At 69.9% G+C, this 16,543-nt stretch carries 20 protein-coding genes; 12 read left to right on the top strand and 8 right to left on the bottom strand.

Features of this window, described 5'->3' with window-relative positions; all coding sequences use genetic code 11:
* Positions 1–109: 109 nt before the first annotated feature.
* Positions 110–1,204 carry a 2-hydroxyacid dehydrogenase gene (locus ACSQ2G_RS03590; RefSeq protein WP_436028345.1) on the bottom strand — a complete coding sequence of 365 codons (1,095 nt, stop codon included), beginning with the start codon at positions 1,202–1,204 and terminating at the stop codon, positions 110–112.
* A 451-nt stretch (positions 1,205–1,655) separates the two neighbouring features.
* Between ACSQ2G_RS03590 and mopJ the strand changes: the two genes are divergently transcribed.
* From mopJ to ACSQ2G_RS03570, 4 genes are all read left to right on the top strand, one after another.
* Complete coding sequence (gene mopJ / locus ACSQ2G_RS03585; RefSeq protein ID WP_436028919.1) at positions 1,656–2,162, top strand: motility/cell cycle regulatory protein MopJ; 507 nt, start codon at positions 1,656–1,658, stop codon at positions 2,160–2,162.
* A 105-nt stretch (positions 2,163–2,267) separates the two neighbouring features.
* Entirely contained in the window at positions 2,268–2,642 is a 375-nt protein-coding gene (locus ACSQ2G_RS03580; RefSeq protein ID WP_310084707.1) for a hypothetical protein, read from the top strand.
* A complete protein-coding gene (locus tag ACSQ2G_RS03575) occupies positions 2,639–2,908 on the top strand; it encodes a DUF5985 family protein (protein ID WP_436028343.1) in 270 nt (89 codons plus the stop codon). Before ACSQ2G_RS03580 ends, ACSQ2G_RS03575 begins: the two co-directional genes overlap by 4 nt.
* Positions 2,905–3,189 (top strand): DUF5985 family protein, encoded by a 285-nt coding sequence (locus ACSQ2G_RS03570; protein WP_436028341.1) that lies wholly within the window; start codon positions 2,905–2,907, stop codon positions 3,187–3,189. Before ACSQ2G_RS03575 ends, ACSQ2G_RS03570 begins: the two co-directional genes overlap by 4 nt.
* 3 nt (positions 3,190–3,192) lie before the next feature.
* Here the strand turns inward: ACSQ2G_RS03570 and ACSQ2G_RS03565 are convergent, their stop codons facing one another.
* The 3 genes from ACSQ2G_RS03565 to ACSQ2G_RS03555 form a co-directional block, all read right to left on the bottom strand.
* Positions 3,193–4,104, bottom strand: a complete 912-nt coding sequence (locus tag ACSQ2G_RS03565; RefSeq protein ID WP_436028339.1) for a ribokinase — start codon at positions 4,102–4,104, stop codon at positions 3,193–3,195.
* A 74-nt stretch (positions 4,105–4,178) separates the two neighbouring features.
* Positions 4,179–4,979 (bottom strand): flagellar type III secretion system pore protein FliP, encoded by an 801-nt coding sequence (gene fliP / locus ACSQ2G_RS03560; protein WP_436028337.1) that lies wholly within the window; start codon positions 4,977–4,979, stop codon positions 4,179–4,181.
* The gene (locus tag ACSQ2G_RS03555) at positions 4,979–5,302 is read right to left on the bottom strand and encodes a hypothetical protein (protein ID WP_436028335.1); all 324 of its coding nucleotides are present in this window, start codon (positions 5,300–5,302) and stop codon (positions 4,979–4,981) included. The genes fliP and ACSQ2G_RS03555 overlap by 1 nt, the downstream gene beginning before the upstream one ends.
* A gap of 133 nt (positions 5,303–5,435) precedes the next feature.
* Between ACSQ2G_RS03555 and flgB the strand changes: the two genes are divergently transcribed.
* The 3 genes from flgB to fliE are packed head-to-tail and all read left to right on the top strand — an operon-like array spanning position 5,436 to position 6,638.
* Positions 5,436–5,885, top strand: a complete 450-nt coding sequence (flgB, locus tag ACSQ2G_RS03550) for a flagellar basal body rod protein FlgB (protein WP_436028333.1) — start codon at positions 5,436–5,438, stop codon at positions 5,883–5,885.
* A gap of 13 nt (positions 5,886–5,898) precedes the next feature.
* On the top strand, positions 5,899–6,318 hold the full coding sequence (gene flgC / locus ACSQ2G_RS03545) for a flagellar basal body rod protein FlgC (protein WP_028041629.1): 420 nt from the start codon (positions 5,899–5,901) through the stop codon (positions 6,316–6,318).
* An 11-nt stretch (positions 6,319–6,329) separates the two neighbouring features.
* Positions 6,330–6,638 (top strand): flagellar hook-basal body complex protein FliE, encoded by a 309-nt coding sequence (gene fliE, locus ACSQ2G_RS03540; protein ID WP_436028330.1) that lies wholly within the window; start codon positions 6,330–6,332, stop codon positions 6,636–6,638.
* A 22-nt stretch (positions 6,639–6,660) separates the two neighbouring features.
* Here fliE and ACSQ2G_RS03535 read toward each other — a convergent pair whose 3' ends face one another.
* Both ACSQ2G_RS03535 and ACSQ2G_RS03530 read right to left on the bottom strand, forming a co-directional pair.
* Entirely contained in the window at positions 6,661–7,296 is a 636-nt protein-coding gene (locus tag ACSQ2G_RS03535; RefSeq protein WP_436028329.1) for a dihydrofolate reductase family protein, read from the bottom strand.
* 132 nt (positions 7,297–7,428) lie between these two features.
* A complete protein-coding gene (locus tag ACSQ2G_RS03530) occupies positions 7,429–7,677 on the bottom strand; it encodes a hypothetical protein (protein WP_436028327.1) in 249 nt (82 codons plus the stop codon).
* 170 nt (positions 7,678–7,847) lie between these two features.
* Between ACSQ2G_RS03530 and ACSQ2G_RS03525 the strand changes: the two genes are divergently transcribed.
* Both ACSQ2G_RS03525 and ACSQ2G_RS03520 read left to right on the top strand, forming a co-directional pair.
* Entirely contained in the window at positions 7,848–8,612 is a 765-nt protein-coding gene (locus ACSQ2G_RS03525; protein WP_436028325.1) for an ATP-binding cassette domain-containing protein, read from the top strand.
* Positions 8,605–10,152 carry a glycine betaine ABC transporter substrate-binding protein gene (locus ACSQ2G_RS03520; protein WP_436028323.1) on the top strand — a complete coding sequence of 516 codons (1,548 nt, stop codon included), beginning with the start codon at positions 8,605–8,607 and terminating at the stop codon, positions 10,150–10,152. The genes ACSQ2G_RS03525 and ACSQ2G_RS03520 overlap by 8 nt, the downstream gene beginning before the upstream one ends.
* A 130-nt stretch (positions 10,153–10,282) precedes the next feature.
* On the opposite strand, the gene ACSQ2G_RS03515 is transcribed toward ACSQ2G_RS03520, so the two are convergent.
* Both ACSQ2G_RS03515 and ACSQ2G_RS03510 read right to left on the bottom strand, forming a co-directional pair.
* Entirely contained in the window at positions 10,283–10,885 is a 603-nt protein-coding gene (locus ACSQ2G_RS03515; RefSeq protein ID WP_436028321.1) for a DUF998 domain-containing protein, read from the bottom strand.
* Positions 10,886–11,126: 241 nt separating this feature from the next.
* A complete protein-coding gene (locus ACSQ2G_RS03510) occupies positions 11,127–11,600 on the bottom strand; it encodes an Lrp/AsnC family transcriptional regulator (RefSeq protein ID WP_310084682.1) in 474 nt (157 codons plus the stop codon).
* Positions 11,601–11,735: 135 nt separating this feature from the next.
* On the opposite strand from ACSQ2G_RS03510, the gene ACSQ2G_RS03505 reads away from it, so the two are divergent.
* From ACSQ2G_RS03505 to ACSQ2G_RS03495, 3 genes are all read left to right on the top strand, one after another.
* A complete protein-coding gene (locus tag ACSQ2G_RS03505; protein ID WP_436028320.1) occupies positions 11,736–12,098 on the top strand; it encodes a VOC family protein in 363 nt (120 codons plus the stop codon).
* Between the two features lie 66 nt (positions 12,099–12,164).
* Positions 12,165–13,847 (top strand): alkaline phosphatase PhoY, encoded by a 1,683-nt coding sequence (gene phoY, locus ACSQ2G_RS03500; protein ID WP_436028319.1) that lies wholly within the window; start codon positions 12,165–12,167, stop codon positions 13,845–13,847.
* A 73-nt stretch (positions 13,848–13,920) separates the two neighbouring features.
* Positions 13,921–16,482, top strand: coding sequence for a family 20 glycosylhydrolase (locus ACSQ2G_RS03495; RefSeq protein WP_436028318.1), 2,562 nt, complete (start codon positions 13,921–13,923; stop codon positions 16,480–16,482).
* The last annotated feature ends 61 nt before the right edge of the window (positions 16,483–16,543 follow it).

The raw sequence follows: 16,543 nt of genomic DNA, 5'->3' as shown, positions 1-16,543 counted from the left end.
CCGGACCCTGGAGCAAGCCGCGCGATACAGGAATCGCGCGGCTTGCTCCGGGTTTCTGTCTTCGCATCGCTTTTGCGGAAAACCGGCGTCCACTTTTCCGCGCGACGCCCTAGCTACCCCCTCGCACCTGTCGGGCGGTGACCTGGCGGGTCAAGGGCGCGCCGGCTTCGACTTCGGCGACGCTGGCCAGGGTGGCCTCGGCGATCGCCGAGAGCGCCTCCTCGGTCAGGAAGGCCTGGTGCCCGGTGATCAGGACGTTGGGGAAGGTCAGCAGGCGCTGGAAGACGTCGTCCTGGATGATCTCGTTCGAGAGGTCCTCGAAGAACAGGTCGGCCTCCTGTTCGTAGACGTCCAGGGCGACGCTGCCGACCTGGCCGGACTTCAGGCCTTCGATCAGCGCCGCCGTGTCGATCAGCGCCCCGCGGCTGGTGTTTATGACCATCACGCCCGTCCGCGCGGCGGCCAGCCGGTCCCTGTCGATCAGGTGGCGCGTCCGCGGCGTCAGCGGGCAGTGCAGGGTGATCAGGTCGACCTCTCGCAGCAAATCGTCAACGGGCGCGTAGCGCACGCCGATCGCGACCAGGCCGGGATCCTCGACCAGGTCGCTGGCCAGCACCTGGCAGCCGAAGCCCAGCCGCAGGGCGCGGGCGACCAGGGCGCCGATGCGGCCCGTGCCGACCACCCCGACCCGCCGGCCGGAAAGATTGCGGCCGATCAGGCCGTCCAGGGCGAAGTTGTTCTCGCGAACCCGGTTCCAGGCGCGGGGGATGTTGCGGTTCAGGGCCAGGATCAGGCCGACCGTGAATTCGGCCACCGCCTCGGGCGAATAGGCCGGAACCCGCGCGACGGCGACGCCCAGGCGTTCGGCGGCGTCCAGGTCGATATTGTTGTAACCGGCGCAGCGCAGGGCCACGAGGCGGGTTCCGCCCTTGGCCAGCGCTTTCAGGGTCGCCGCGTCCACGCGATCGTTCACGAACACGCACACGGCGGCATAGCCTTCGGCCAGGGCGGCCGTGCTGGCCTCGAGCCGGGCCTCGAAATAGTCGATCTGGTGACCGAAGCCGCGATTGGCCGCATCCAGGAAGCGTCGGTCGTAGGCCTTGGTCGAGAAGACCGCCATGCGCATGGCCGCGCTCAACCGGGAACCGCCGTGGGGCAGGACGTCGGCGGCGGTCTCATCGCGCATGGCGGCGTCCCCGGTCATGCCAGCCATGATCCCGCGGGGGGCTCGGGAGCCGAAGGACGATCAGCGCGGTTTTCAGCATCGGAGACTCCGAATCCTCTGACGTCCCGCACGACCCTAGCATGCGGCGAAGGCGGGTTCAGGCTGTTCGCGTCGCCTGGGTTGCGCCTGGACGGCGTCGAGACGGTTGAAAAACACGCATGCCGGCGGGCCCGAAATCCGGTTCCCAAGGCGACTCGCGGACGGCGGAAAACGTGAGTCTGAGCGTTCATTAACCTTAACTCAAACAATCGCTTGCGCTGTTCGCGATCATTTTCGGGCGGCGCTTCGGCATCCCGATTTTGCGCCGAACGTTTCGCTTTCGGATTGACTCACCTCAACAAACTTAGCCGTAAGCCGTGATTTTCGCTGGCGGCGATTCGGCCCTTAAGACATAGTGAATCGTCGTGATTCCAACGGCTTGTTAAGGAATCTGAAGATGAACGCGCAGATGAGCGCATCGGCCACGGCGGCCCGCGCTCACCAGGAGATGTTCGCCTACTGGGCGTCCCTCCGCCGGGGGGCTAGCCTACCGGCGCGCGTCGACCTGCATCCTTCCGGCATCAAGCGCATGCTGCCGACCGTCAGCCTGATCGACGTCAAGCGAGGCCTCGAGGGCGACATCGACTATCGCCTGCGGCTGGCCGGCACCGGCCTCTATTCGGTCTATGGCCGCGAGATCACCGGCCGCACGCTGGAGGACGTCTACAACAGCGCCGCCGTCGAATACTGGCGCCGCGAACTGGGCAAGGTGGTCACCGAGCGCCGGCCGGGCGTGGGCGTTCACAGCCTGGCCTGGAAGGGCTCGCCGCACATGTCGATCCTGTGGCTGCGCCTGCCCCTGGCCAGCAACGGCCGGGACGTCGACATGATCCTGGGCTACGACGCCGTGGTGGGCGCCCAGGCCGCCGAACAGCACAGCGGCATCCGCGCCGCCTGACGAGGTCTCTCGGGCGACGCCGCGATTTGCCATGGCCAAGCTTGCCCCGGCGGCCTCGCCGCCTATTGTCCGCCCCTGGGATTCCAAGCTTGGGGAAGGGGTCGGGTGACCGTCGACCGCGACGTCTTTCAGTTCATTCGCGAGCATGTGCGTTCGGTCTGGGCGCTGGAATTGCTGCTGCGGCTCAAGCGTGATCCCGAGCGGTGCTGGACCGTCGAAGAGCTGGTGAGCGACCTGCGGGCCAGCCACAGCCTGGTGAGCGACAACCTGGCCGCCTTCGTCGAGGCCGCCCTGGTGGTCGCCGACGACCGCGGCGGTTTTCGCTACCAGCCGGCCGCCGCCGTCCTGGTCAAGGTCTGCGACGAGCTGGACGCCGCCTATCGCGCCAAGCCCGTCACGGTGATCCGCTGGATCTCGGCCCCGACCGAGCGCCTGCAGTCCCTGGCTGACGCCTTCAAGTTCAAGGGGAAAGACCGATGAGCGGGCCGACGGTGGTCTACATCCTCTGCATGCTGGCCAGCATGATCTGCGCGGGCCTGCTGGCGCGAGCCTGGCGGGCCAGCCGCTCGCGCCTGCTGCTCTGGACCGCGGTCAGCTTCGGTTTCCTGGCCTTGAACAACCTGCTGCTGGTGGCCGACCTGGTGGTCTTCATCACCCAGGTGAACCTGCTGCCCTACCGCCAGGCCAGCGCCGGCCTGGCCGTCGCCACGCTGCTGTACGGCTTCATCTGGGAGGTGGACGAATGAGCTTCCCGATCACGCCGGTCGAGGGCCTGATCGCCGGCGCCCTGGCCATGGGCTTCCTGATCGCCGGCCTGTTCTTCCTGAAGTTCTGGCGGCGGACGGGCGATCGCCTGTTCCTGGCCTTCGCGGCCGCGTTCGGCCTGCTGGCCGTGGGCAACGCCCTGCCGGTGCTGCTGGGCACGCCGCACGAGGAGCGCGGCGGCATCTACCTGTTCCGCCTGGCGGCCTTCGTGCTGATCATCGTGGCCGTGCTGGCCAAGAACCTGCGGCGCGGCGAGCGCTAGCGTTTATCCCTCCAGGAACTGCTCCACTTCCCGCCGGCTGGGCATGGACGGGGCGGCGCCGGGTTTCTGGACCGACAGGGCGGCGGCGCCGTTGGCGTGCTCGACGGCCTCGCGCAGGTCCATGCCCGCGCTCAGGCAGGCGGCCAGGACGCCGCAGAAGCAGTCGCCGGCTCCGGTGGTGTCGACCGCCTTGACCTTGCGGCCCTCGACCAGGAAGGCCTCGTCGCGGCGCACCGCGGCCACGCCGGCCGCGCCGAGGGTGACGATCACGATCTGGTCCGGGCGGCTCATCAGCTTGCGGGCGACGCGGCTGACCTCCTCCAGGCGTGAGGGCTCGTGGTCCAGGCGGGCGTAGGTGGCCAGTTCGGTCTGGTTCAGGATCAGGATGTCGGTCAGGGGGAACAGCGCCGCGCCCTGGGGCAGGGCGGGGGCGGCGTTGAGGATCCGCAGGGCGCCCTTGGCGACGCCGGCCCGGAACAGGGCCTCGATGGCCGGAGCGGGGGTCTCCAGCTGGCACAGCAGCACCCGCTGGCCCTCCAGCGCCGTGGCGGCCACCTGCTGCGGCGAGAGGGTGGCGTTGGCGCCGCTGGTGACGACGATCATGTTCTCGCCGCTGGACGACACCCAGACATGGGCCTGGCCGGTCGGGATCAGCGGCAGTTCGGCGACGTCCGCGACTTGCACGCCGTAGCCGGCCAGCTTGGCCTTCAGGCTGGGGCCGCTGTCCTCCTTGCCGACCGCCCCCATCAGCCGGGTCGGGGCGCCGAAGCGGGCGGCCGCCACCGCCTGGTTGGCGCCCTTGCCGCCGGGGAACAGTTCCAGCGAGATGCCGGCCACGGTCTCGCCCGGCCGCGGCAGGTCGTCGACCCGCGCCACGGCGTCCAGATTGATCGAGCCCAGTACGAAAACGCCCATTGTTCTTCTTCTCTAGAGTCCTGGTCTACGCGCTTTCTTCGCGCGAGCCGTTTTTCTTTTCGCTGAAAAGCGCGCTAGCCGCCGCCGGACCCGCGCTGGAAACTCTCGACCAGACTGCCCGCGACCAGCCGCCAGCCGTCCACCAGCACGAAGAAGATCAGCTTGAAGGGCAGGCTGACCGTCGCCGGCGGCAGCATCATCATGCCCATGCTCATCAGCACGCTGGCGACCACCAGGTCGATGACCAGGAACGGGATGAACAGCAGGAAGCCGATCTCGAACGCGCGCTTCAGTTCCGAGATCATGAAGGCCGGCGTCACCACCTTCAGCGGCGTCTCGACGGCGGTCTTGGGCTTTTCGATCTTCGACAGGCGGATGAACAGGGCCAGGTCGTCCTGGTCGACCTGGCGCAGCATGAACACCTTGACCGGCTGGGCGGCGGCGTCGAACGCCTCGGGCATCTCCATCTGCTTGTCCAGCAGCGGCTTGACCCCGGCGTCGTACGACTGTTCGAAGGTGGGGCCCATGACGATGGCGGTCAGGAACAGCGCCAGGCTGATGATCACCGGGTTGGGCGGGCTCTGCTGGACGCCGATGGCGGTGCGCAGCAGGCCCAGCACCACCACGATCCGCACGAACGAGGTGGTCATGATGACGATCGACGGGGCCAGGCTGAGCACGGTCAGCAGGCCCACCATCTGGACCACGCGCTCGGACAGGCCCGCGCCGGTGCCCAGGTCGACATTGATCGCCGACTGGGCCATGGCCGCGGCGGGGCCGATCACGGTGACCAGCCCGGCCAGGACCGAGATGATCGCCGCCTGGCGAAGGTCCTTGGGGTCGGCGCCGGTGATCAGCTTGAGCAGGCCGCGCATCAGACCACGGTCTCCCCGGAGAGGGTGGACGCCGATTTCGGCGAGGCAGGGGGCTTCCTGGACTTCCTGGGGCCCCAGTCCAGCAGTTGGCCCTCGCCCAGCATCAGCAGGCGCTCCTCGCCGTCCAGGGTGAACAGCACCAGGCGGCGGGTGGGGTCCAGGACCAAGGTCTCGACCACCTGCATCCTGCGATCCTTGCGCAAGGCGGTGATGCGCGACATCGCGTCGGGCCCGAACTTGCGCAGGGCCACCCCGGCCAGCCCGATCAGGCCCAGGGTGATGGCCAAGGCGGCGACGGCGCGGATCAGTAGGAAGATGTCCATGACGCCTGGTCGGAAGGAGTGACGGGAAGCGAGTCGGGAGCAGGATAGCGCAGGGCGCGGCGCGGAGCCGCACCCCTGGTGTGCCGCACGGTCCTTAATGGCCGATTAACCCTGTTTCTTCACCATGAACGGCATGGGTCCCGACGACATTCCCCTTTTCGCGATGCTGAAGAGCCGCATGGGCTATCTGTCCCAGCGGCAGAAGGTCATCGCTCAGAACGTCGCCAATGGCGATACGCCCGACTACCAGCCGCGCGACCTCAAGGCCTACAGCTTCAAGGCGACGCTGGACCAGCAGGCGACGGGCCAGCCCTATCGCGGCGGGCCAGTGTCGCCGACGGTCACCAACGGCGTGCAGATGATGGCCACCAGCGCCGCCCACATGGCGCCGTCCAGGCCGGTCAGCCCGTGGCGCTCGCCTGAGCAGGCCGATAGCGAGACCACCCTCGACGGCAATTCGGTGACGCTCGAGGACCAGATGCTCAAGATGACCGACGCGCGGATGAACTACGACGCGGCGGTCAGCTTCTACCAGAAGTCCATGGCCATGCTGCGGACGTCCACCCGTCGGCCGGGCGGCTAGGGGAACACGCTAGATGACCGAGATCCGCTCCCAGTCGATGGCGACCATGGCGATCGCCGCCAGCGCCCTGAAGGCCCAGCAGGGCCGCATGCGGGTGATCGCCGAGAACATCGCCAACGCCAATTCGACGGCCCGTACGGCCGGCGGCGACCCCTATCGCCGGCAGGTGCCGGTGTTCAAGCCGGCCCAGGTGGCCGGCGGCGAGGGCGTGGCCATGGCCTCGGTCGATCCCGACCGCAGCGACTTCCGCACCGAGTACGACCCCGGCAACCCGGCCGCCGACGCCAAGGGCTACGTCAAGCTGCCCAATGTCGACACCCTGGTCGAGGCGCTGGACATGAAGGAGGCGCAGCGCGCCTACGAAGCCAACATGAACGTCATCGAGACGTCGCGCGCCATGGAATCGCGCACGCTCGACATCTTGCGCAAGTAAGGGGTTAGCCGATGATCACCGCGCTTGCCGCCGCCAAGGCCTACGCCGCCCAGGGCTCGATGGCCGCGCCCTCGCTGGGCGGGACCGGCGAGGCCAAGAAGGCCATGGACTTCGGCTCCCTGCTGAAGTCGGCCATGACCGACACCCTGCACCAGACCCGCGCGGCCGAAACCAAGATGGCCCAGCAGGCGGCCGGCAAGGCCGAGCTGATCGACGTCGTCACCGCCATCTCCTCGGCCGAGGCCAGCCTCGACACGGTGATGGCCGTCCGCGACCAGGTGATCTCGGCCTACCAGGAAATCATGCGGATGCCGATCTAGCGCGACGCTCCGGGCTCCCCGGTCAGGCCGCCCGATAGGTCTGCGCGACCGCCCCTCCCGGAAAGGCCTTGGCGTTCACCAGCTTCAGGGGCATGGGCGCGGCGAGGTCCGAGAACAGCGGCAGGCCCTTGCCCAACGCGGTAGGGGCCACGACGAGGACGAACTCGTCGACCAGGCCCCGGGCGACGAGGCTGCGGGCGAAGCGGACTCCGCCGTGGGCCATGATCGGCTTGCCGTCCTGGGCCTTCAATTTCGCGATTTCCTCGGCCAGATCGCCGCTCGCCACATAGGCCTCCGCCCAGCTTTCCGCGCCCGGCTGCGGCGCCGCGGCCTGTCCGGTCCCCGCATTCTGCCGGCGAGTCTCTTCGAGCGACGCGGACGTTTCGATCTTCTTCAGGATCGCGGGTCCATGCCGCGAGAAGACGGCCTTGGGGATCTGGTTCATCGGCGCGGCGAACGCGTCGGTGGAGGTCGGCCACCAGGCGGCCATGTCCTGGAAGCTGCGGCTGCCCATGATGTGCAGGCCGGCGTTCCACAGGGTGTCGACGGCCCAGGCCTTGGCCTCGTCGTCGGCGCCGAACATCCATGTGTTCCGGCCTTCCAGGTCGCTGACGAAGCCGTCGATCGACATGGACATCTTCAGGATCAGGTCTCTCACGGCTTCAGCTCCTCGTGGCGGTTCCTGGCCCAAGGACGGACCGGACCGACACGTTCCGACACCTCGCGATGATTTCTTCGCGAACGATGTCCGGCAAGGCGTTGGAGCGACGCCCGCCCGATAGGAGGAGACTCAGCGCGAGATCGTGACGCTCACCTGCGGCAGCGCCGCGACCCAGCTGGCCCCCAGCGCCCAGGCCTGGTCCGCCAGCTGGTGCACGTTGATCAGGCCGCGCGCGGTGGCGACCATGCCGCCCCAGACGACGAGGTTGAGCAGGACCATCAGCACGACGGCCTCGCGCAGGCGCGCGTCGATGGCGCGAGCGCGCTTCTGGGCGGGGCTGACGCGAGCTTCGAAGGGTCGGTCGAGGATCAGGGTCATGGTCGGTCTCCGCGAGCCGTCTCGCGTCGCGTCGAACCGCGCCGGGAATCAGCTGTCGCATTAGGCTTCCCACGCCGCGCGTTCTGGCTGACTGTGACAGGACGCCCCTGCGACAGCCTGTCCCGGATGTTCCTTGTTCTTTCTGGCCTTGTTCCTTGCCTGGGAGCCGCATGACCGACGCCATCGTCCTGGACCAGGTGCGCAAGGCCTATGACGGCGCGACGGTCCTGCAGCCCGCCAGCCTGTCCATCGGGCGGGGCCAGTTCGTCGCCCTGGTCGGCGGCTCGGGCGCGGGCAAGACCACCCTGCTCAAGACCATCAACGGCCTGGTCGTCCCCGATGGCGGGCAGGTGCGGATCGACGGCGCGGCGGCCGCCGACCTCGACGGCCCGACCCTGCGCCGGCGGATCGGCTACGTGTTCCAGGAGGTGGGCCTGTTTCCGCACCTGAGCGTGGCCGAGAACATCGGGATCGTGCCGACCCTGCTGGGCTGGGACGCCGCCGCCATCGCCGCGCGGACGGCCGAGCTGCTGGACCTGGTCGCCCTGCTCGGGGACGTCGCCAAACGCCGACCCGCCGCCCTGTCCGGCGGCCAGCGCCAGCGGGTGGGCGTGGCCCGCGCCCTGGCGGCCAGGCCCTCGATCCTGCTGATGGACGAGCCGTTCGGCGCGCTGGACTCGGTGACCCGCACGGCCCTGGCCGACGACGTGCGCCGCCTGCACGACCGGCTGTCCCTGACCACGGTGATGGTCACCCACGACATCGCCGAGGCCGTGCTGCTGGCCGACCGGATCGTGGTGATGGCGGTGGGGCGGGTGATCGCCGACGACACGCCTCGCGCCCTGCTGGCCGGCCACCCCGACCCGGCGGTCGAGGCCCTGATGCAGGCCCCGCGTCGTCAGGCCGCGCGGATGCGGGAGATCGCCGGTGAATAGCGGCCTGCTGTCCCTGCTGCCGGAACGCCTGGCCTGGCACGTGGCGCTGTCGGCGGCGGCCCTGGCCCTGGGCCTGGCGATCGCCCTGCCGCTGGGCGTGCTGGCCGCCCGCAGCCCGCGCCTGCGCTGGCCGTCCCTGGCCCTGGCCGGCCTGGTCCAGACGATCCCCAGCCTGGCCCTGCTGGCCCTGTTCTATCCGTTGCTGCTGGGGCTTTCGAACCTGGCCAAGGGGGCGTTCGGCCACGGCTTCTCGGCCCTGGGCTTCCTGCCGTCGCTGCTGGCCCTGACGCTCTATTCGATGCTGCCGATCCTGCGCAACACGGTGACCGGCCTGACCGGCGTCGAGCCGGCGGTGGTCGAGGCGGCGCGCGGCGTGGGCATGACCGACCGCCAGCGGCTGTGGCGGGTGGAGCTGCCCCTGGCCGGGCCGGTGATCATGGCCGGGGTGCGCACCGCGGCGGTGTGGACCATCGGCGCGGCGACGCTGTCCACGCCCGTCGGCCAGACCTCGCTGGGCGACTACATCTTCTCCGGCCTGCAGACCGAGAACTGGGCGATGGTCCTGACCGGCTGCGTCGCCTCGGCCGTGCTGGCCCTGGTCGTCGACCAGCTGCTGGGCCTGATCGAGCGCGGGACCGAGCGGCGCGACCGGCGGCTGTGGGGCGCGGGCCTGGCGGGGCTGGCCGTCGGCCTGACGGTCGCCGTCGCGCCCCTGGCTGCCGACCTGGCCCCGCGGCCCGCCCGCTACGTGGTCGGGGCCAAGAACTTCTCCGAGCAGTACATCCTGGCCGAGCTGATGGCCGACCGGCTGGAGGGGCAGGGGGCCAGCGTCACCCGCAAGATCAACCTCGGTTCGGCCGTCGCCTACCGCGCCTTGGCCGCCGGCGAGATCGACGCCTATGTCGACTATTCCGGCACCCTGTGGGCCAACGTCCTGGGCCGCAGGGACAATCCCGGCCGCGCCGCCGTGCTGGCTGGCTTGCGCACCGAGCTGAAGCGCCGAGACGGCGTGGTGCTGCTGGCCCCGCTAGGCTTCGAGAACGCCTACGCCCTGGCCATGCGCCGTGACCGCGCCCAGGCGCTGGGGATCAGGACCCTGGCCGACCTCGCAGCCAAGGCCCCGCAGCTGACCATGGGCGGCGACCTGGAGTTCTTCTCGCGTCCCGAATGGGCCAGCGTCGAGACCGCCTACGGCCTGCGCTTCAAGAGCAAACGACAGTTCCAGCCGACCTTCATGTACCGCGCCCTGGGCTCGGGCGAGGCCGACGTGATCTCGGCCTTCTCCAGCGACGGCCGCATCGCCGCCGACGACCTGGTGGTGCTGGCCGACCCCAAGGGCGCGCTGCCGCCCTACGACGCGGTGCTGCTGATCGCCCCGGGCCGGGCTGACGATGCGCGACTACGCAAGGCGCTGGCGGGGCTGGACGGGGCGATCACGGTGGAGGCGATGCGGACGGCGAACTATTCGGTGGACCGCGACGACGGCAAGGTCTCTCCAGCCCAGGCGGCGAAGGCGCTGGAGAAGACGCTCAAGCGCTGACGTGGTGCGTGCCCGGATGCGGGGTCTTGCTCTTCGCGCCAGGGTTCCGTTTGGAGGAGGCCCGACCTCCGGCTCAGGGCCACGGCCCAAGGGCGGCTTGCGGCCCTGAGCGGACGATCGGCCCGCCCCGCTACGCGTTGGGCGCAATAGAGCCTTGTCGTTGAATGGAGACGCGACGGAGTTGCCTGGCGGTCGCCAGGAACCAGATCATCAGCACGGCGACGAGGAGACGGTTCGTCAGGCCGTAGGGCGCGCCCCGATGCAGGGTCAGGAACTGGGCGATGAACGCCCCGAGCACCACGATCGCCATGGCCGACCCGACCCACCGATAGCCGCGCCAATCCTCGCTTTGATGAAAGCCGACGGCGAAAAGCAACGCGCACAGGATCAGGCTGGTCACGTTGACCAGGAAACTGGCGGTGTGAATGTTGCCCGTCGTTGTCGTGGCCGCCGTCTCGAGATCGGTTGGAAAGATCGCCGTCACCAACACGCCAAGCGTGGCGACCCACAGGAGCAGCACCGCGGCGCGACCCGGCAAGGATTTGGGACCGGCCACGGCCATTCCCAATCCGAGCGTCAGGCAACCCACGGCCAGCGCCACGAAGGCCGTCGTCATGACCCAGCCGAGACGCCCAACCGCATAGTCGCTGATCATATGGTCGACAGGTGTGTAGTCCGGCCGAAGACCATGCAGCAGAACAAGCATCACGATGAAATAGCCGAAACAGCCCATGGCGATCTCGGCCAGGCGCTTCGACCTGGCGAACTGACGGTCGGTTGTCTGGCTACTCATGTTCGCCCCTCTCCGCCGCCGCCATGTTCGTTCCGGGATTTCGAGACTGGCTGAGCTTAGAGAACACAGGGCCGGCCGTGGAATGCAAGCGCGACCTGCGCGTGCGCTCGAACTCTATCGAAAATAGCGGATAAAGACCGAAAACCATCCAGCGCCGGCATCCCAGAGGCCTGCCGCCGCCCTAGTCCTCCTCCAGCGACACCGGGATCGTCAGTCCGCGCTTGACCACGCCCAGGGCCACGTTGGTGGTGAACTTGCGGACGTTGGGGTTCTCGGTGGCCAGCCGGGCCATCAGGGCGTCGTAGGTCTCGGTGTCGGGGGCGGTGACCACCAGGACGAAGTCGGCCTCGCCGGTCACGTAGAAGGCCTGCTGTACGTGTTCCTGGCCGGCCAGCCAGGCGCGCAGCTGGGTCAGCAGTTCGGGCCGGTCCCGCTCGATCTCCAGCGAAACGATGAAGAAGGTCGGCCGGCCCACCTTGCGCGGCTCCAGCACGGCGGTGTGGCGGACGATGACCCCGGCTTCCTTCAGCTTGCGCAGGCGGCGCTGCACGGCCGAGGGCGACAGGGCCACGCGCTGGGCCAGGTCTTCCGACGTGCGGCCGGCGTCCTCCTGGACCAGGTTCAGCAGCTGGCGATCGAAGCGGTCGAGTTTCATGGTCCCGAGCCTACGCCAGATCCACGCCTTGGAACGCCGAATTTCCGCGTTGTGGCGACGATCTTCGCCGCCAAACGCCGCGATGGCGCGGCTACACGTCATGGCGTCGTTTCACGCCCCTGAAAGGTCGCTCCCTTGCTAGATCACCTGGAAATCCGCACCCGCCGCCTCGACGACTGCGTGGCCTTCTACCGGCAGGTCCTGGAGCCCACCGGCTATCGCCTGGTCGTCGACGGTCCCAAGAAGGGCTTCGGTTCGAACGGCGGCCGCCTCGACTTCTGGATCGTCGAGGGCGAGCCGTCGATCGACGTGCACTACGCCTTCCTGGCCGCCGACCGCGCCGCCGTCGACCGCGCCTATGTCCGGTCCGGCCAGCACGGCGGCGTGCAGGAGCGGGCCCCGGCCGTGCTGCCGCAGATCCATCCGCACTACTATGCCGGCTTCGCCCACGATCCGGACGGCCGGCTGATCGAGTTCGTCAGCCACGTGCCGGTCTAGGCGAAAAGGCCGGATCCGCGTCAGTTCCGGCTTGCGACGGTTTTGTGACGATGCTTGTTGGCGGCCATGTTCAGCTTGTCCAAATCCGTCGCCGTGGCGGGCCTGACCGCCGCCGTCCTCGCCGCCCCCCTCTCGCCAGCCCTCGCCGCGCCGGTCCAGGCGCCCAGGCCCAAGCTGGTGGTGGTGATCTCGATCGACCAGTTCGGCGCCAGCCTGTTCGAGCAGTACCGCGCCGACTTCCACGGCGGCCTGGGCAGGCTGGCGCGGCAAGGGACGGTCTATCCCAGCGGCTACCAGTCGCACGGCATGACCGAGACCTGCCCCGGCCACTCCACCCTGCTGACCGGCAAGTCGCCGAACAAGACGGGCGTCGTCGCCAACGACTTCTACGACCTGGCGACGGGCCAGAAGACCTATTGCTTGGCCGACCCGTCGGTGACCCTGGCCAACGACCCGTCCGGCGGCGGTCGGCTGGTCAGCCCCAAGCTGCTGATGGCCGCCACCTATGGCGACTGGCTCAAGGCGGTGTCGCCCGCGAGCCGGGTCTATGCGGTGTCGGGCAAGGACCGCGGCGCGATCAACATGGCCGGCCACCAGGGCGACGGGGTGTTCTGGCTGGAGACGCGCTTTGGCATGACCACCTGGGTCGAGCCCGGCCAGGACGCCAAGGCCCGGCTGGCCCCGGTGGCGGCGTTCAACGCCAAGCTGGTGGCCGACCAGAAGGCGCACCCGTTCACCTGGACCTATGCCGACAAGCGGTGCGCGGCCCTGGAGGACGACTATGTCACCGGCGGCCGGGCCTGGCGGGCGGCCCTGCCTCGCCCCAGGCCGAAGGACGCCGCGGCGGCGACCGACGACCTGGCGGTCAGCCCCTATACCGACCGCGTGACCCTGGACGCGGCCCAGATGCTGCGCGACCAGTTCAAGCTGGGCGACGGCGAGGCCACCGACGTGCTGGCCATCAGCCTGTCGGCCACCGACTTCATCGGCCACCGCTTCGGGACCAAGGGTCCTGAGATGTGCGACCACCTGATGCGGCTGGACGACCGGCTGGGCGCGTTCCTCGACAGCCTGGACAAGGTCAAGGGCCAGGTGCTGGTCGTGCTGGCCGCCGACCACGGCGGGTCGGACTTCCCCGAGCGTCTGGCCCAGCAGGGCTATGACGCCGGCCGCATACCGCCCGCGCCATGGCTGAAGGACCTCAACGCCGCCGTACGCGGCCAGCTGCAGTTGGCCTACGATCCGCTGGTCCAGGCCGGCGGCGTCGAGTCGCTGTACGTGGTCGGGGCCGACGGCAAGACGCCGACCGCCGTCGACCACGCCCGGATCACTGCCGCCGCCCTGGCGATCCTGGCCAAGCGGCCGGAAGTGTTCGCGGCCTATGACGCCCACGCCCTGGTCACCGCCACCCCGCCGCCCCGGGGCACGCCGCCGGACGAGATCAGCGTCGCCGAGCGCATGCGCCGCAGCGCCTATCCCGGCCGGGTCGGCGACATCCTGGTTGCCTTCCAGCCCTACCTGACCCCGGCCTCGGCCGGCGCGACCTATGTCGCCAGCCACGGCAGCCCGTGGAACTACGACCGCCGGGTGCCGATCCTGTTCTGGTGGAAGGGCGGCCCGGCGCGCGAGCGCGTGCTGCCGATCGAGACCGTCGACATCGCCCCGACCCTCGCGGCGGTGACCGGCGTGCCGGTCCCGGCCGATGTCGACGGGCGCTGCCTGCCGCTGGGAGCGGGACCGGGCTGCTAAGGGTCTCCCGAACACGCCGGGGGATGACGGACTTCGGCGGCGAGGGTTAGGGTCTGGCGACCCCGGAGGCTCCATGCCACGACGCCTGATCGCGCTCACCGCCTTGACCCTCGCCGCCACGGGCGCCCACGCCCAGCCGGGCCAGGCCCAGCTCGATCGCTTCGCCGCCACGCTGGACGTCCGCTATGCGGTGCTCGACAACCGGCCCGGTCCCGCCGCCTGCGCGCCGGCTCCGGGGTGCCACCTGGCCGAGCTGATCCTGGCCGCGCCTCAGGCCCCGGCCGCCGGCTGGTCGCTGTATTTCAGCAGCGTCACCCCGATCCTGAACGCCGACAGCGACGCCTTCGCCCTGACCCACATCAACGGCGACCTCTATCGCCTGGCGCCGACGGCGGCGTTCGCCGGCTTCGCGCCCGGACGGCCGATCCGCATCCCCCTGAAGCTGGAAGGCCACCAGCTGTCCGAGCTCTACCCGATGCCCAACTACTATGTGGCGGCCGAGGGCGTGGCGGCGCGGACCATCGCCAGCACCCGGCCGGCGATCGACCCGGAGACCGGTCTGGAAAGCCTGCCGTTCGTCGCGCCGTTCACCGACGAGGCCCGGCTGGCCGGCGGTTCGGCGGCCGACACGACGGTCTGGGCCACCGCGCCGCGAGTCTTCGCCGTAAACGCGGCCGCCGGGGCCCGCATCCAACCGATCCCGCGCGGCGCCGTCCTGCCCACGCCGTTGCGGACCCGGCTGGATCGGGGCGGCGGCGCGCTGGACCTGTCGCGTGGGGTGAAGGTCTCGATCAGCGGCGTTGCGCGCCCGTCCCTGGCCGCCGGCCTGGCGCGACTGGCCAAGGCCGGGGCGGGGGAGGCGGCCGGCGGCGTCCCGCTGCGGATCCGGCTGGCGCCCGCCGAGAAGCTGGCCGTCGGCGGCTACCAGCTGACGGTCCGGGCGGACCGGATCCAGATCCTCGCCTCGGACCCCGAAGGCGCGGCCAACGGCCTTGCCTCGCTGGCCCAGCTGATCGACGCCCGGCGGACGGTCCCGTTGCTGGCCATCGACGACGCCCCGCGCTTCGACTTCCGCGGCCTGCATGTCGACGTGGCCCGCAACTTCCATTCCAAGGCCGAGATCCTGGCCATCCTCGACCAGATGGCGGCCTACAAGCTGAACCGCCTGCACCTGCACCTGGCCGACGACGAGGGCTGGCGGGTCGAGATCGCCGGCCTGCCGGAGCTGACCGACATCGGTTCGCGCCGTTGCCACGACCTGACCGAGCGGACCTGCCTGCTGCCGCAACTGGGCTCGGGGCCGGACCCGTCGATCCCGGTGAACGGCTTCTATTCCCGCGCCGACTACATCGAGATCGTCCGCGCGGCCCAGGCGCGGCATATCCAGGTGATTCCGTCGTTCGACATGCCGGGCCATTCGCGGGCGGCGATCAAGGCGATGGAGGCGAGGGCGGCTCGCCTGCGCGCCGAGGGCAGGCCGGAAGCCGAGGCCGGCCGCTACCTGCTGAGCGAGGCCGCCAACGCCTCGGTCTACAGCAGCATCCAGCACTATGACGACAACACCATCAATGTCTGCCTGGACAGCGCCTACGCCTTCCTGGGCAAGGTGGTGGACGAGATGGCCGCCCTGCACGCCGCCGCCGGCCAGCCGCTGACCCGCTACCACATCGGCGCCGACGAGACGCCGGGCGCCTGGAGCGCCTCACCGGCCTGCGCGGCCTACGAGGCCAGGACCGGGGTCAAGCCGGCCGACCTGGGCGGCCACTTCATCGAGAAGGTCTCGGCCCTGCTGGCGGCGCGGGGCGTGGTGGTGGCCGGCTGGAGCGACGGCATGAGCCACGCCAAGCCCGACCGCATGCCGGCCAGGGTCCATTCCAACAACTGGGGCGCCCTGGCCGGCGAGGGACCGGCCAGCGCCCATGTCCAGGCCAACCAGGGCTGGGAGGTGGTGATCTCCACGCCCGAGGTCCTGTACTTCGACAGCCCCCAGGCCGCCGACCCCAAGGAGCGCGGCTACGACTGGCCCTCGCGCGCCACCGACACCCGCAAGGTGTTCGACTTCATGCCCGAGAACCTGCCGGCCCATGCCGAACTGTGGCCCGACCTGCAGGGCAGGCCCCAGGCTTCCAAGGACGATCATCCGCTGGAGCCCGGCGTGCGCTTCAACGGCCTGCAGGGCCAGCTGTGGAGCGAGACGATCCGCTCGGACGCCCAGGTCGACTACATGCTGTATCCGCGCCTGCTGGCGCTGGCCGAGCGGGCCTGGCACGGCGCCAGCTGGGAGACGCCCTATGCGCCCGGCAAGGCCTACGACCCCACGACCGGCGCCTTCACCGCCGAAATGCGGGCCCGGCGCGACACCGACTGGGCCGCCTTCGCCACCCTGCTGGGCGGGCGCGAGCTGGCCCGGCTGGACGCGGCGGGCGTGGCCTATCGCATCCCGACCGCCGGGGCGGTGATCGAGAACGGCCGGCTGCGGGCCAATGTCGAATTCCCCGGTTTGCCGATCGAGTACCGCGTCGATGGCGGCGCCTGGCGGCCCTATGCGCCCGACGCGCCGGTCGCCGGCAAGGTCGAGGTGCGGGCCCGTTCGGCCGACGGCAAGCGGGCCGGGCGGGCCGTCGTCGTCCCCTGAGAGGGTCTTCGGGCGCCGCAAAGGCGCCACAATCCTGATCATCGCCCTGCACAAAAATCGT

Origin of the sequence: Caulobacter sp. LjRoot300, from assembly GCF_964253875.1 — a bacterium.
Classification (GTDB): domain Bacteria; phylum Pseudomonadota; class Alphaproteobacteria; order Caulobacterales; family Caulobacteraceae; genus Caulobacter.
Note: the sequence above shows the minus strand (reverse complement) of the source record. Positions and strands in the feature narration are given on the sequence as shown.

What these genes read in the sequence shown, in the direction of transcription:
- fliP (WP_436028337.1), bottom strand. Translation starts at nt 4,979, where the DNA reads ATGCGCGGCCTGCTCAAGCTGATCACCGGCGCCGACCCCAAGGACCTT.
- ACSQ2G_RS03570 (WP_436028341.1), top strand. Translation starts at nt 2,905, where the DNA reads ATGAGCTTCCCGATCACGCCGGTCGAGGGCCTGATCGCCGGCGCCCTG.
- ACSQ2G_RS03555 (WP_436028335.1), bottom strand. Translation starts at nt 5,302, where the DNA reads ATGGACATCTTCCTACTGATCCGCGCCGTCGCCGCCTTGGCCATCACC.
- flgC (WP_028041629.1), top strand. Translation starts at nt 5,899, where the DNA reads ATGACCGAGATCCGCTCCCAGTCGATGGCGACCATGGCGATCGCCGCC.
- ACSQ2G_RS03530 (WP_436028327.1), bottom strand. Translation starts at nt 7,677, where the DNA reads ATGACCCTGATCCTCGACCGACCCTTCGAAGCTCGCGTCAGCCCCGCC.
- phoY (WP_436028319.1), top strand. Translation starts at nt 12,165, where the DNA reads ATGTTCAGCTTGTCCAAATCCGTCGCCGTGGCGGGCCTGACCGCCGCC.
- flgB (WP_436028333.1), top strand. Translation starts at nt 5,436, where the DNA reads ATGGGTCCCGACGACATTCCCCTTTTCGCGATGCTGAAGAGCCGCATG.
- ACSQ2G_RS03510 (WP_310084682.1), bottom strand. Translation starts at nt 11,600, where the DNA reads ATGAAACTCGACCGCTTCGATCGCCAGCTGCTGAACCTGGTCCAGGAG.
- ACSQ2G_RS03495 (WP_436028318.1), top strand. Translation starts at nt 13,921, where the DNA reads ATGCCACGACGCCTGATCGCGCTCACCGCCTTGACCCTCGCCGCCACG.
- ACSQ2G_RS03565 (WP_436028339.1), bottom strand. Translation starts at nt 4,104, where the DNA reads ATGGGCGTTTTCGTACTGGGCTCGATCAATCTGGACGCCGTGGCGCGG.
- ACSQ2G_RS03515 (WP_436028321.1), bottom strand. Translation starts at nt 10,885, where the DNA reads ATGGGCTGTTTCGGCTATTTCATCGTGATGCTTGTTCTGCTGCATGGT.
- ACSQ2G_RS03590 (WP_436028345.1), bottom strand. Translation starts at nt 1,204, where the DNA reads ATGACCGGGGACGCCGCCATGCGCGATGAGACCGCCGCCGACGTCCTG.
- fliE (WP_436028330.1), top strand. Translation starts at nt 6,330, where the DNA reads ATGATCACCGCGCTTGCCGCCGCCAAGGCCTACGCCGCCCAGGGCTCG.
- ACSQ2G_RS03575 (WP_436028343.1), top strand. Translation starts at nt 2,639, where the DNA reads ATGAGCGGGCCGACGGTGGTCTACATCCTCTGCATGCTGGCCAGCATG.
- ACSQ2G_RS03525 (WP_436028325.1), top strand. Translation starts at nt 7,848, where the DNA reads ATGACCGACGCCATCGTCCTGGACCAGGTGCGCAAGGCCTATGACGGC.